Origin of the sequence: Tabrizicola thermarum (assembly GCF_003574395.1) — a bacterium.
GTDB classification, from domain to species: domain Bacteria; phylum Pseudomonadota; class Alphaproteobacteria; order Rhodobacterales; family Rhodobacteraceae; genus Tabrizicola; species Tabrizicola thermarum.
The window spans coordinates 248,423-259,702 of the sequence record NZ_KZ984536.1 but is presented as its reverse complement, the minus strand read 5'-3'; the positions used below and the strand labels follow the sequence as shown (position 1 = coordinate 259,702).

Genomic DNA, 11,280 nt, shown 5'->3' with positions numbered 1-11,280 from the left:
GAGGCGAAGGCTCAGGCCGTTGCCTTGGCCAGCGCCTGATCGAGATCGGCGATGATGTCGCGCACGTCCTCGATCCCGATGGAGACGCGGACCACATCCGGCGCGGCCCCGGCCTTGATCTGCGCCTCCTCGGACAGTTGCCGGTGGGTGGTCGAGGCCGAGTGGATGATGAGCGACCGCGTGTCGCCCAGGTTGGCGACATGGGAGAAGAGCTTGACGTTGTCGATCAGCTTGACGCAGGCCTCATACCCGCCCTTGACGCTGAAGGTGAAGAGCGCCCCCGGCCCCTTGGGCGTGATCTTCTGCGCCAGGTGATGATAGGGCGAGGATTTCAGGCCCGGCCAGGTGACCTTGCCGATCCGGGGATCCTGCTCCAGCCATTCGGCCACGATCTTCGCGTTCTGGACATGACGCTCCATCCGCAGGGCGAGCGTCTCGATCCCCATCAGGGTATAGTGCGCGCCCTGCGGGTTCATGGTCATGCCAAGGTCGCGCAGGCCGATGGCGATGGAGTGGAAGGTGAAGGCCATGTTGCCCAAGGTCGGGTGGAAGACGAGGCCGTGATAGGCGGGCTCGGGCTGGGAGAGGGAGGGGAACTTGTCGTCCTTCGACCAGTCGAATTTGCCGCTGTCCACGACGATCCCGCCGGTCACGGTGCCGTTGCCGGTCAGGTATTTGGTGGCCGAATGGACGACGAGGGTCGCGCCGTGCTCGATGGGGCGGCAGAGGTAGGGGCTGGCCGTGGTGTTGTCCACGATCAGCGGGATATGGGCCTGTTCGGCCACACGGGCGATGGCGGGCAGGTCGGAAAGGGCGCCGCCGGGGTTGCAGATCGTCTCGCAGAAGAGCGCGCGGGTGTCGGGGTCGATGGCGGCCTCGATGGCCTTGGGGTCGTCGAAATCGACGAACTTCGCCGACCAGCCGAACTTGCGGATGGTGTTCGAGAACTGCTGGATCGTGCCGCCGTAGAGTTTGGTGGAGGCCACGACGTTGCGGCCGGGCGCCATGAGCGGGAAAAGCGCCATGATCTGCGCCGCGTGGCCCGAGGAGCAGGCGATGGCCCCCGCCCCGCCCTCCAGCGCCGCGACCCGGTTCGCCAGCGCGGACACGGTGGGGTTCGTCAGGCGGGAGTAGATGTAGCCGACCTCTTGCAGGTTGAAGAGCTTGGCGGCGTGGTCGGCGTCGCGGAAGACGTAGGCCGTGGTCTGGTAGATCGGGACCTGCCGCGCGCCGGTCGCGGGGTCGGGGGCGGTGCCGGCGTGGATGGCAAGCGTCTCGAAGCCGAGGGGTCTGTCGGTCATGTTGTCCTCCCTTGTCTGGAGGCGAGGGTAGGGGGGAACGGGGCGCGAGGCAACGGGGACCGCGCCGCGCGCGGCGCCTTTGGCCGAGATAGGGAAATCAATGGCTTGAGCGCGGGCGTTTACGGAATTTTCATCCTTGCCCGCAGGTTTCGGGAGAAGGATCGTTGCGGCTGCGGGGGGTCCGTGCTTGGATTGTCCCGTCCTGTCGCGGAGCCAAATGCCGATGCTGACCCCCTTCCATCTGGCCTATCACGTCACCAGCCTTGATGAGGCGCGCGCCTTCTATGGGGGCGTGCTGGGCTGCCGCGAGGGGCGGTCGGCGGAGACCTGGGTCGATTTCGACTTCTTCGGGCATCAGATCAGCCTGCATCTGGGCGAGCCATTCAGGACGACGAACACCGGGAAGGTCGGCGACCACATGGTCCCGATGCCGCATCTGGGGCTGGTGCTGCATCTGCCGGAGTGGCGGGCTCTGGCCGACCGGCTGACGGCAGCGGGGGTGGCGTTCGTCCTGCCGCCGCAGGTTCGGTTCCAGGGTCAGCCGGGCGAGCAGTGGACGATGTTCTTCCGCGATCCGTCGGGCAATCCGATCGAGGTGAAGGGGTTTGCGCGGATGGAGGGGGTGTTTCAGGGGTGAGTGGTGGTTAGGTCGTTGAAAAGACGCCCTGCATTTTCAGAAGCTCTTGCGCAATTTTGGCGGACTCATCTATCCGACGTGTCAACTCATCAAGGGAAATGATCTCGCCAGCTTTCGTATGGTCCTTGGGAGTGAAGCTGATGATCCCATGTATGTCGAACGACCCATCTTCTCGCTTAGTCATAACTAATGGGCAATGAGCGATGATATTTCGGAAGCCGCAGAGCTTGAGCGCAACTGCAAAGACCTTCGTTGCCTGCGCGTGGCGCTCTGCTGCGTTTCTCGGATAGCGCTTCCTCAAGTAGCCAATGCGGGCAGCAAGATCGCCAGAGAAGATTGCATCCTGATCTGATCCCGTGATTTCAACGATCAGGAGACGGGTGGCGCTCTCTACTACGCCCATGTTCATAATGAAGCGGCCAACCGCCCATACCCAAGGGTCGTCGTCAGGATTAAGGAGTGCCTGGATCATTGGTGCGGTCCGCCTTTCCATCCGCACATTGTTTAATCTGCTCATTTGGTCGACGCCAATCCTGAAACGTCCGGTGCGCTGTAGCGCACCCTACGATGCGTTTCCGGTTGCGCTTGGCGATCGAGCGGCCAAAGCTGGCCCACCGGCAGAGGAGCATCGCATGGCAACGGAATCGGCGGGCGTTGATCTGGTCTCGGTCGTGACGCTGCTGGGCGCAGCGGTGGTTGCCGTGCCGGTGTTCAAGCGGATCGGGCTGGGGTCGGTGCTGGGATACCTTGCCGCAGGGCTGGCGATCGGGCCCTTCGGGCTGGGGGTCTTTTCGGACCCGATGGCGATCCTGCATGTGGCCGAGCTGGGCGTGGTGATGTTCCTGTTCATCATCGGGCTGGAGATGGAGCCGTCGAAGCTCTGGGCGATGCGGCGGGATATCTTCGGGCTGGGGCTGGCGCAGGTGCTGCTGTGCGTCGCGGTGCTGAGCCTGGTGGGCTTTGCGCTGGGCTATCCATACGCGGGCTCGCTGATCGCGGGGGCGGGGTTCACGCTGACCTCCACCGCCATCGTGATGCAGATGTTGCAGGAGAGGGGCGACATCGCCGCCCCCAAGGGGCAGCGGATCGTGTCGGTCCTGCTTCTGGAGGATCTGGCCATCGTGCCGCTTCTCGCGCTGGTCGCGTTTCTGGCCCCGGGGGGCGAGGAGGTGACGCTGGCGGACCGGCTGGTGGGCGTGGGGATCGGGCTGGGGGCCATCGCGGCGCTGGTGGTGGCGGGGATCTACCTGTTGAACCCGATGTTCCGGCTGCTGGCGGCGTCGCGCGCGCGGGAGGTGATGACGGCGGCGGCCTTGCTGGTGGTGCTGGGCTCGGCCCTGTGGTTGCAGCTGGGCGGGTTGTCGGCGGCGATGGGGGCGTTTCTCGCGGGGGTGCTTCTGTCGGAATCGACCTTCCGCCACCAGCTTGAGGCGGATGTGGAGCCGTTCCGGGGCATCCTGCTGGGCCTGTTCTTCCTGGCCGTGGGCATGGCGCTGGACCTGTCGGTGATCGCGGACAACTGGGGGTTGGTCGCGGTCAGCGTGGCGGCCTTCATGGTGCTGAAATCGGCGGTCATCTACGGCGTGGCCCGGCTGATGGGCGCGCCGCACCCCGAGGCGCTGGAGCGCATGGTGCTGATGGCGCAGGGCGGGGAGTTCGCCTTCGTGCTGTATTCGGCGGCGCTGGCGGTAGGGCTGTTGAGCCTGGACGAGAACGCGATCCTGAACGCGATCATCATCGTGTCGATGGCGCTGACACCGGTGATGGTGATGCTGCATGACCGGTTCAGACCGGCGGCTGTGGTGTCGCTGGACGGCATGGAGGCGCCCGAGGAGCTGTCGGGCAGCGTTCTGATCATCGGGTTCGGGCGGTTCGGGCAGATCGCCTGCCAACCGCTTCTGGCGCGGCGGGTGCCGATCACCATCATCGACGACGACCCCGAGATGATCCGCGCGGCCGAGACCTTCGGCTTCAAGGTCTGGTTCGGCGACGGCACGCGGCTGGACATATTGCAGGCCGCCGGGGCGGGGTCAGCGCGGGCGGTGGTGATTGCCACGGACAAGCGCGAGGTGACGACGCGGATCGCGAAACTGGTGCGCGACGCGTTTCCGAACGCGGTGGTGCTGGCGCGCGCCTTCGACCGGGAACATGCGCTGGAGCTGATCAAGGAAGGCGTGGATCACCAGATGCGCGAGGTGTTCCATTCGGCCCTGGCGCTGGGGTCCGAGGTGCTGGAGGTGCTGGGCGTGGACCCCGACGAGATCGGGGCGATTGCCGAAGGCGTGATCCGCCGCGACGCCGAGCGGCTGGCCTTGCAGATGGCGGGGGACATCTATTCGGGCACGAGTCTCCTGCTGGGCAATGCCGAACACACGGCGCGCCCGGCCTCTTAGCGCGGGGCGGCGACGGCGCGGCGGTCGGCGGGGTCGGGCGGGGTCATCAGGCTTTCGAGTTTGGCCTTTACCTCGGCCGGCCAGGGCATCGAGGTGTGGGTGTCGAGCCAGGAGGCGGCGAGGACCTGTTCCACCGACCAGCGGTGTTCGTCGCCGCAGTGGATGGTGTGGTGGAGGCGCACCGAGGATCTGCCGACCTTCAGGATCGAGAGGCGGAAGGTCAGCCTGTCGCCGAAGAACGAGGGTTTGGAGAAGTCGCAGGAGAGGTGGACGGTGGGCGTGCCCCAGCGTTCCTTCCAGATGATCTCGTGCCAGGGCCAGCCGATATGGGCCCAGAACTCCTCGACCACGCCGTTCAGGAGGTTGAGATAGGCCGGGTAATAGGCGGTGCCCGAGATGTCGCAATCGCCGAAATGCAGCATGCGGTCGGTGGTGTAGCAGACGGTCATTCCTGTCCCCCTTTGCGCCGAAGGTGGGGGCAGGCGGGGCGTCAGGTCAAGCGCGGTCGTCCTTGGGGCTGCCCATGACGACGAAGGTGGTGATCGCGCGGACCTGGGGCAGGGTGCCCAGAACCTCGGTGTGCCAGTGCTTGTAGGCGGCAAGGTCGGCGGTCTCGACGCGCAGGAGGTATTCGACGCTGCCGGTGATGTTGTGGCATTCGCGCACCTCTGGCGCGCGGGCGACAGCGCGTTCGAAGGCCTCTTGCGCGGCCTTGGTATGGGTGCCGAGACCCACGGTGACATAGGCGACGAAGCCGATGCCCAGTTTCGCGGGGTCGAGGACGGCGCGGTAGGATCTGATGACGCCGGCCCTTTCCAGCGCCTGCACCCGGCGGAGACAGGCCGAGGGCGACAGGCCCACGCGGTCGGCCAGCGCCAGGTTGGGTTGGCGGGCGTCGCGGGAAAGCTCGCGCAATATCCGGTGGTCGATGTCGTCGAGTCTGGTCATTTGTTGCAATGATTGTGCCAAGAGCGGCATCTTTGCAATCCTGTGGCGGTCAGGTCGATGCAGGATTGCGCGCATGACACATGACCTGCTGATCGCGCTTCTGGGCTTTGCCTTCGTCACCTCGGTCACGCCGGGGCCGAACAACATGATGCTCTTGGCCAGCGGGGTGAACTTCGGATTCCGAAGGACGCTGCCGCACATGCTGGGGATCAGCCTGGGCCATGCGCTGATGGTGTTCCTGGTGGGGCTGGGGCTGGCGGGGGTGTTCAGGGCCTGGCCGCTGGCGCTGGTGGGGCTGAAGCTGGCCTCGGTGGCCTATATGCTTTGGCTGGCCTGGAAGATCGCCCATGCCGGCGCCCCGGGGGAGGGGCGGGCAAAGCCGCAACCGATGAGCTTCCTTCAGGCGGCGGCGTTCCAGTGGGTGAACCCCAAGGCCTGGGCGATGGCGCTGGGCGCGGTGTCGGCCTATGTGGTGGAGCCTTCGGTCTGGGCCTATGCGGCAGTGGCGGGGATCTTTGCCTGCGTGAACCTGCCGTCGGTCTCGGTCTGGGCGGGCATGGGGCAGGCGGTGCGGCGCTGGCTTGACCGGCCGGGGCGGTTGCGCGTCTTCAACTGGACGATGGCGGGTCTGCTGGTCCTGTCGCTGTGGCCGGTGGTGACGGTCCGGATCCTGTGACGGAGGGCCACATGCTACAGCCGCTTATTGCCCTTTGGCCTGCGACGGGCCACTTTTGACCTTGTTGCATGGAGAGAGGCATGGGTCGGACAAGGCGAGTTCTTCGGGGCGGGCTGGGTGTCGGGGCGGCGGCCGTCGTGGCTCTGCTCGTCCATCTTGGCTATCTGGCCCTGTCCGGCAATTTCCATCCGGTGATTGCCGATGAGGTTTACCGCTCGGCGCAGGTGTCGAAGGCGGACATTGCCGATTATCGCGCCAGATACGGCATCCGCAGCATCCTGAACCTGCGCGGGGCGTCACCCGGCCAGCCCTGGTATGACGAGGAAGTTGCCGCCAGCGCGGCGCTGGGCATCACGCATGCGGATTTTGCGATGAATGCCTCGGTGCCGTTGAGCGAAGCGGAGGCGGGCAGGCTGATCGCCCTGATGCGCGACCTGCCCAAGCCCCTGCTGGTGCATTGCCGTCACGGGGCGGACCGGACCGGGCTGGCGATGTCGCTGTATCTGGCGGCGATCAGCGGGGCGGACGAGGCGACGGCAGAGCGCCAGTTGTCGCTGCGGTTCGGCCATTTCGCGGTGCCGGTGCTGTCGGACGCCTGGCCGATGGACGAAACCTGGGAGCGGCTGGAGCCTTCGCTGGGTTTCGAAGCCAGCTGAGCGTCAGCGCACCCAGAGGCCTTCGCGCTTCAGCCTGTTGCGGATCATCTGTTCGCGGCGGGGCAGGTTGGCGCGGTCGAAGAGGCTGCGGGCCCTGGCGCCTTCACCCTGGATCACCATCCGCTTGAACTGCCCCCAGTGGCGCAGGTCGGGGCGCAGCGCGTCCGCAAGCCCTTCCAGCACCGCGACGGCCCGGTCGCTTTCGCGGGCGTAGAGCAGCGGGAGGGTGCGGTAATGGCAGGTCACCGTGCCGTCCAGCGCGGCGAGGTCCGGGCCGGGCCGCCCCCCGCCGAAGGAGTGGATCACGAGGGGCAGGGTGATCTGGTCGAGCCAGGGGTAAAGCTCCTGGCAGACGAGTTCACCGGGCGGGTTGGCGCGGATGTCCGTGGCCCAGGCGAGGAAGCGGTTGCCGAAGGCCTGCGGGCTTTCGTGGAAGAACCAGCCCGCGTTGAAATAGAGGAAGCGCTGCCAGTAATCCTCGGGGTAGCTGCGGTCGAGGCTGGTCTCGAAGTCCAGATCGAAGCGGTCGTAGAGCGCCTTCCAGGTCTGGGTCGCGGTAGGGCCGTAGAGCTCTACCTTTGGCCAGGTGTTCTCGCGCCGCATCGAGGCGGAGGGGCGGGCGAAGTCGAACGGGATCCGTGACAGCGGGCCGGTGACCAGCGTGTCGGTGTCGAGGAACAGGAACGGCGCGTCGGGAAGGGCCGACAGCGCCTCGATCTTGTTGCCATGCGGGTAATCGGTGCCGAAGGCGCGGGTCTCGAACGGCAGGATCTGCGCGCCAAGGGCGGTGAGCCGCTTGCGGGTCCGGTCGGACATCCGGGGATCGTCCTGCCATTTCGGGCCGGGCTGCGGTTCGGCGATATAGAGGGTGCCGGCGAAGCCGGGGTCCGAGTGGCGGAGGGAGGCGGCGAGGAGGATCGCCTCATGCTCCAGCCGGCCGGACTGGCCGATGGCGAGGATGTTGAAGGTCATGAGGGCGTGAAGCGGAGCGAGAGGCAGGACATGCCGCCGTCGAGTTTCGCGCATTCGGAGTTGCCGATTTCGCGGACGGTGAAGCCCGCGGCGATGATGGCGTCGCGCGTCCCGGGGAAGCCGGCGGGCATGAGGATCAGGTCGTTGAAGCGGATGGTGTTGGCGGCGGCGTCCTCGCCCTGGGCGACGTCAATGATCCTGTAGCCGGTGAAGCAGCCCGAGGCGGAAAGGCGTCTGGTGGACAGGATGGTGTCGGCGTCGAGGAGAGAGCAGTCGGTCTTGAAATGGAGGACGCCGGGGGGGGTGTGGACTTCGCGGACGGAGTGGCCCCAGGGGGCGGTGAGGCGGGTGAGCTCGGCGATCCCGGCAGCGTTGGTGCGGGCGGAGCGGCCGACGAGGATTTCGCGGTCGGTGACGAGGATGTCGCCGCCTTCGATGAAGCTGTCGGGCTGGGTGATCTGCACGACCTGCGCATAGAGGGCTAGAAGGTGGGGGGCCATTTCGGCGGCCTCGCCCAGCCGCGAGGGGGCGCCGGGGCGCAGGACGACGGCGCCTTGCGGCAGGCAGAGGGCGGTGTCCTCGACAAAGACGCTGTCGGGGTAGGCGTCGAGCGGCGGGAGTTCGACGACGGTGGCCCCGGTCTCGCGAAGGGTGGCGATGTAGGCGGCGTGGTGGGCCTGCATCAGCGCGAGATCGGGGGTGCTGGTATCGACGGCACGCAGGCCCCGGGTGATCGACGCCGAAGGCGCCCGGGTGATGGCATGGGTGAAACGGGTGGAAAAGGACATGCGCTGCGGGCCCGAGGTCTTGCGCCACGGGTGTCGCATCCCGGATGGGGCGAGGCAAGGGGGATGGAACGGGGCAGCGCCGTGGGCCGGCCGCGGCCGCAAGCGGTGCGGGACGTGCCCCGGGGGTTTCCGGGTGCCAGAGTCGGCGTCAACGTCCCGACAGCGGTCGAAGGTTGCGCGAAACGGGTCCGGGGAATGGTGGGCGATCCTGGAATCGAACCAGGCATGAGTCGCCTCGGCGGAGTTACAGTCCGCTGCCACACCTTGTAGCATATCGCCCACTGCGGCGTCGTGTACTCAAGGGGGCCGGAGGCGTCAAGGGTGCAGGGGCAAGATTTCGGCTTGCATAGGGGCCGGGGCGGGCGCAAAGGTCCGGGCCTGAATTTCGGGGGCGAAGCGATGAAAACGGGCGGACGGAAACCGGCCTGGGTGGTCGAAAAGGAACGTGGCGAGCGACGCGAGGCGCGCGAGACGGTCTGGCTGTTCGGCCTGCATGCGGTGCGCGATGCGCTGATGAACCCCCGGCGCGAAAAGCTGCGGCTGGTGGTCACCAAGAACGCGCTGGACAAGCTGGAGGCGGCGGTGGCGGCCTCGGGGATGACGCCCGAAGTGGTCGAGCCGCGCCGGTTCGATGTGCCGATCGACGAGGGCTCGGTCCACCAGGGCGCGGCGGTCGAAGTGCGGCCCCTGAACTGGGGCCGGTTCAACGATGTCTGCGCCGCGGGCGAGGGTCTGCCGCTGGTCGTGCTGCTGGACCGCGTGACCGACCCGCACAACGTGGGCGCGATCCTGCGGTCGGCCGAGGTGTTCGGAGCGCGGGCGGTCATCGCACCCCGGCACCACTCGGCGCCCGAGACCGGGGCGCTGGCCAAGACCGCCAGTGGCGCGCTGGAGCGGCAGCCCTATCTTAAGGTGACGAACCTGGCCGAGGCGATGGAGGAGCTGAAGGCCATGGGCTTCACCCTGATCGGACTGGACGGCGCGGCGAGCGTGACGCTGGCCGAGGCGGTGGCAGGCGTGGGCGGGCGGCCGATCGGTCTTGTCCTTGGTGCGGAAGGGCCGGGGCTGCGGGAAAGGACGCGCGAAACCTGCGACGTGCTGGCGCGCATTCCGTTCGCGGGCGCCTTCGGCAGCCTGAACGTATCCAACGCGGCGGCCGTGTCGCTGTATGCCGCGACGCGCGGATGACGGCCCGCAGGTTCACTTCTTTGCGACAGGTCTTTAACCCGGCCTTCAGCTTTCTAAATCACACAAGAGAGGCACGGGACCGGAACCCCGTACTCTCTTCACTGTCCCTCGTTCCGCGACTTGGCGCCTGAGGTTATCCTTGGGCGCCTTTTTCATGCAGGAGTGGCCATGACGACAACCAGCGACGCCGAGCTTCGTGACATCCTGACTTCGGTGCAGACCATCGCCCTTGTCGGCTGGTCGCCGAAACCCGACCGGCCAAGCCACCGGGTGGCGGACTACCTGAAGCGCAAGGGCTATCGGGTGATCCCGGTGAACCCGGGTCAGGCGGGCGCGCAGGCGCTGGGCGAGACGGTGGTGGCGACGCTGGCCGAGGCGGGTCCGGTGGACATGGTGGACATCTTCCGCCGCAGCGAGGAGGCGGGCGCGGTCGCGGACGAGGCAGTGCGGCTGGGCGCTAAGGTGGTCTGGATGCAGCTGGGCGTGGTGGACGAGGCGGCGGCCAGCCGCGCGCGGCAGGCGGGGGTGAAGGTGGTGATGAACCGCTGCCCGGCGATCGAGATTCCGCGGCTGGGGCTGTAGCGCCGGACTTTTCGAAAAGTCCGGTCCGATTTCTTCGAAGAAATCGTTTCAGCGCCCGGCTTTCTCGGCGATGCCCGAAGTGCCCTCGCGGCGGTCGAGTTCCGCCAGCACGTCGTCCAGCGTCACATCGCGCGCGGCGAGCATGACGAGAAGATGGTAAAGCACATCCGCCGCCTCGGCCGTCAGACGCGCGCGGTCGCCCTTCACCGCCTCGATGATGGCCTCGACGGCCTCTTCCCCGAACTTCTCGGCGCATTTCTCGGGCCCCCGGGACAGGAGCTTGGCGGTCCAGGAGGTTTCCGGGTCGGCCCCCTTGCGGGCGGCGATGGTGGCGGCGAGGCGTTCGAGGGTCATGTGAGCCTCACGGGGATGCCGGCGGCCGCCATGTGGGCCTTGGCCTGGCCGATGGTGAAGGTGCCGAAGTGGAAGATCGAGGCGGCGAGGACGGCGCTGGCGTGGCCTTCCGTGATGCCCTCGACGAGGTGGTCGAGCGTGCCGACGCCGCCGGAGGCGATGACGGGGATGTCCACGGCATCGGCGATGGCACGGGTGAGGGGCAGGTTGAAGCCCTGCCGGGTGCCGTCGCGGTCCATGCTGGTCAGCAGGATCTCTCCCGCGCCCTTCGCCGCGACGGTGAGGGCGAAGTCCACCGCATCGATGCCGGTCGCGCGGCGGCCGCCGTGGGTGAAGATCTCCCATTTGCCGGGGCTTGTGGTCTTGGCGTCGATGGCGACGACGATGCACTGGCTGCCGAAGCGGTCGGCGGCCCGGGCCACCACATCCGGGTCGGCGACGGCGGCGGAGTTGAAGCTGACCTTGTCGGCGCCTGCGAGGAGCAGCTTGCGCACGTCCTCGGCTGTGCGGACCCCGCCGCCCACCGTGAGCGGCATGAAGCACTGTTCCGCCGTCCGGGTCACGAGGTCGTACATCGTGGCCCGGTTGTCCTCGGTCGCCATGATGTCGAGAAAGCAGAGTTCGTCCGCGCCTGCGGCGTCATAGGCTTTCGCAGCCTGAACCGGGTCGCCGGCATCCACCAGATCGACGAAGTTCACGCCCTTGACCACGCGGCCGTCGGCCACGTCGAGGCAGGGAATGATGCGCGTCTTGAGCATGGCGGAGGAATGGCCCGGACGGGGGCG

14 protein-coding genes and 1 tRNA gene are annotated in these 11,280 nt (G+C 67.2%); 6 read left to right on the top strand and 9 right to left on the bottom strand.

The genetic code is table 11. From position 1 onward, the window contains the following. Window positions 1–11: 11 nt before the first annotated feature. Window positions 12–1,301: an O-acetylhomoserine aminocarboxypropyltransferase/cysteine synthase family protein gene (locus D5084_RS01870; protein WP_128513803.1), complete on the bottom strand. Its 1,290-nt coding sequence runs from the start codon at window positions 1,299–1,301 to the stop codon at window positions 12–14. A 223-nt stretch (window positions 1,302–1,524) separates the two neighbouring features. On the opposite strand from D5084_RS01870, the gene D5084_RS01865 reads away from it, so the two are divergent. Next, window positions 1,525–1,938 carry a VOC family protein gene (locus D5084_RS01865; protein WP_128513802.1) on the top strand — a complete coding sequence of 138 codons (414 nt, stop codon included), beginning with the start codon at window positions 1,525–1,527 and terminating at the stop codon, window positions 1,936–1,938. A 7-nt stretch (window positions 1,939–1,945) separates the two neighbouring features. On the opposite strand, the gene D5084_RS01860 is transcribed toward D5084_RS01865, so the two are convergent. Further along, entirely contained in the window at window positions 1,946–2,410 is a 465-nt protein-coding gene (locus D5084_RS01860; protein ID WP_128513801.1) for a hypothetical protein, read from the bottom strand. Window positions 2,411–2,570: 160 nt separating this feature from the next. Here D5084_RS01860 and D5084_RS01855 point away from each other — a divergent pair, with 160 nt between their 5' ends. Further along, a complete protein-coding gene (locus tag D5084_RS01855) occupies window positions 2,571–4,331 on the top strand; it encodes a monovalent cation:proton antiporter-2 (CPA2) family protein (protein ID WP_128513800.1) in 1,761 nt (586 codons plus the stop codon). Here D5084_RS01855 and D5084_RS01850 read toward each other — a convergent pair. Together D5084_RS01850 and D5084_RS01845 are read right to left on the bottom strand one after the other, a co-directional pair. Next, window positions 4,328–4,780, bottom strand: a complete 453-nt coding sequence (locus D5084_RS01850; protein ID WP_128513799.1) for an acyl-CoA thioesterase — start codon at window positions 4,778–4,780, stop codon at window positions 4,328–4,330. The two genes, D5084_RS01855 and D5084_RS01850, sit on opposite strands and share 4 nt — an antisense overlap. Window positions 4,781–4,826: 46 nt before the next feature. Next, window positions 4,827–5,279: an Lrp/AsnC family transcriptional regulator gene (locus D5084_RS01845; protein WP_128513798.1), complete on the bottom strand. Its 453-nt coding sequence runs from the start codon at window positions 5,277–5,279 to the stop codon at window positions 4,827–4,829. A 73-nt stretch (window positions 5,280–5,352) separates the two neighbouring features. Here D5084_RS01845 and D5084_RS01840 point away from each other — a divergent pair, with 73 nt between their 5' ends. Beyond that, complete coding sequence (locus tag D5084_RS01840) at window positions 5,353–5,955, top strand: LysE family translocator (RefSeq protein ID WP_128513797.1); 603 nt, start codon at window positions 5,353–5,355, stop codon at window positions 5,953–5,955. Between the two features lie 80 nt (window positions 5,956–6,035). After that, window positions 6,036–6,611 carry a phosphatase domain-containing protein gene (locus D5084_RS01835; protein ID WP_128513796.1) on the top strand — a complete coding sequence of 192 codons (576 nt, stop codon included), beginning with the start codon at window positions 6,036–6,038 and terminating at the stop codon, window positions 6,609–6,611. Window positions 6,612–6,614: 3 nt separating this feature from the next. Here D5084_RS01835 and D5084_RS01830 read toward each other — a convergent pair whose 3' ends face one another. From D5084_RS01830 to D5084_RS01820, 3 genes are all read right to left on the bottom strand, one after another. Further along, a complete protein-coding gene (locus tag D5084_RS01830; RefSeq protein WP_128513795.1) occupies window positions 6,615–7,583 on the bottom strand; it encodes a GT-B fold glycosyltransferase domain-containing protein in 969 nt (322 codons plus the stop codon). After that, on the bottom strand, window positions 7,580–8,371 hold the full coding sequence (locus D5084_RS01825; protein ID WP_128513794.1) for a dimethylarginine dimethylaminohydrolase family protein: 792 nt from the start codon (window positions 8,369–8,371) through the stop codon (window positions 7,580–7,582). Before D5084_RS01825 ends, D5084_RS01830 begins: the two co-directional genes overlap by 4 nt. A 196-nt stretch (window positions 8,372–8,567) precedes the next feature. Beyond that, window positions 8,568–8,651 (bottom strand) — tRNA-Tyr (locus tag D5084_RS01820). Window positions 8,652–8,770: 119 nt separating this feature from the next. Here D5084_RS01820 and rlmB point away from each other — a divergent pair. Further along, on the top strand, window positions 8,771–9,559 hold the full coding sequence (gene rlmB / locus D5084_RS01815) for a 23S rRNA (guanosine(2251)-2'-O)-methyltransferase RlmB (protein WP_128513793.1): 789 nt from the start codon (window positions 8,771–8,773) through the stop codon (window positions 9,557–9,559). Window positions 9,560–9,727: 168 nt separating this feature from the next. Continuing rightward, a complete protein-coding gene (locus D5084_RS01810) occupies window positions 9,728–10,141 on the top strand; it encodes a CoA-binding protein (RefSeq protein ID WP_128513792.1) in 414 nt (137 codons plus the stop codon). A gap of 48 nt (window positions 10,142–10,189) precedes the next feature. Here D5084_RS01810 and D5084_RS01805 read toward each other — a convergent pair whose 3' ends face one another. Then, a complete protein-coding gene (locus tag D5084_RS01805) occupies window positions 10,190–10,495 on the bottom strand; it encodes a phosphoribosyl-ATP diphosphatase (protein WP_128513791.1) in 306 nt (101 codons plus the stop codon). Beyond that, a complete protein-coding gene (hisF, locus tag D5084_RS01800) occupies window positions 10,492–11,253 on the bottom strand; it encodes an imidazole glycerol phosphate synthase subunit HisF (RefSeq protein ID WP_128513790.1) in 762 nt (253 codons plus the stop codon). Before hisF ends, D5084_RS01805 begins: the two co-directional genes overlap by 4 nt. Between the last annotated feature and the right edge of the window lie 27 nt (window positions 11,254–11,280).

What these genes read in the sequence shown, in the direction of transcription:
- D5084_RS01870 (WP_128513803.1), bottom strand. Translation starts at nt 1,301, where the DNA reads ATGACCGACAGACCCCTCGGCTTCGAGACGCTTGCCATCCACGCCGGC.
- D5084_RS01865 (WP_128513802.1), top strand. Translation starts at nt 1,525, where the DNA reads ATGCTGACCCCCTTCCATCTGGCCTATCACGTCACCAGCCTTGATGAG.
- D5084_RS01860 (WP_128513801.1), bottom strand. Translation starts at nt 2,410, where the DNA reads ATGATCCAGGCACTCCTTAATCCTGACGACGACCCTTGGGTATGGGCG.
- D5084_RS01855 (WP_128513800.1), top strand. Translation starts at nt 2,571, where the DNA reads ATGGCAACGGAATCGGCGGGCGTTGATCTGGTCTCGGTCGTGACGCTG.
- D5084_RS01850 (WP_128513799.1), bottom strand. Translation starts at nt 4,780, where the DNA reads ATGACCGTCTGCTACACCACCGACCGCATGCTGCATTTCGGCGATTGC.
- D5084_RS01845 (WP_128513798.1), bottom strand. Translation starts at nt 5,279, where the DNA reads ATGACCAGACTCGACGACATCGACCACCGGATATTGCGCGAGCTTTCC.
- D5084_RS01840 (WP_128513797.1), top strand. Translation starts at nt 5,353, where the DNA reads ATGACACATGACCTGCTGATCGCGCTTCTGGGCTTTGCCTTCGTCACC.
- D5084_RS01835 (WP_128513796.1), top strand. Translation starts at nt 6,036, where the DNA reads ATGGGTCGGACAAGGCGAGTTCTTCGGGGCGGGCTGGGTGTCGGGGCG.
- D5084_RS01830 (WP_128513795.1), bottom strand. Translation starts at nt 7,583, where the DNA reads ATGACCTTCAACATCCTCGCCATCGGCCAGTCCGGCCGGCTGGAGCAT.
- D5084_RS01825 (WP_128513794.1), bottom strand. Translation starts at nt 8,371, where the DNA reads ATGTCCTTTTCCACCCGTTTCACCCATGCCATCACCCGGGCGCCTTCG.
- rlmB (WP_128513793.1), top strand. Translation starts at nt 8,771, where the DNA reads ATGAAAACGGGCGGACGGAAACCGGCCTGGGTGGTCGAAAAGGAACGT.
- D5084_RS01810 (WP_128513792.1), top strand. Translation starts at nt 9,728, where the DNA reads ATGACGACAACCAGCGACGCCGAGCTTCGTGACATCCTGACTTCGGTG.
- D5084_RS01805 (WP_128513791.1), bottom strand. Translation starts at nt 10,495, where the DNA reads ATGACCCTCGAACGCCTCGCCGCCACCATCGCCGCCCGCAAGGGGGCC.
- hisF (WP_128513790.1), bottom strand. Translation starts at nt 11,253, where the DNA reads ATGCTCAAGACGCGCATCATTCCCTGCCTCGACGTGGCCGACGGCCGC.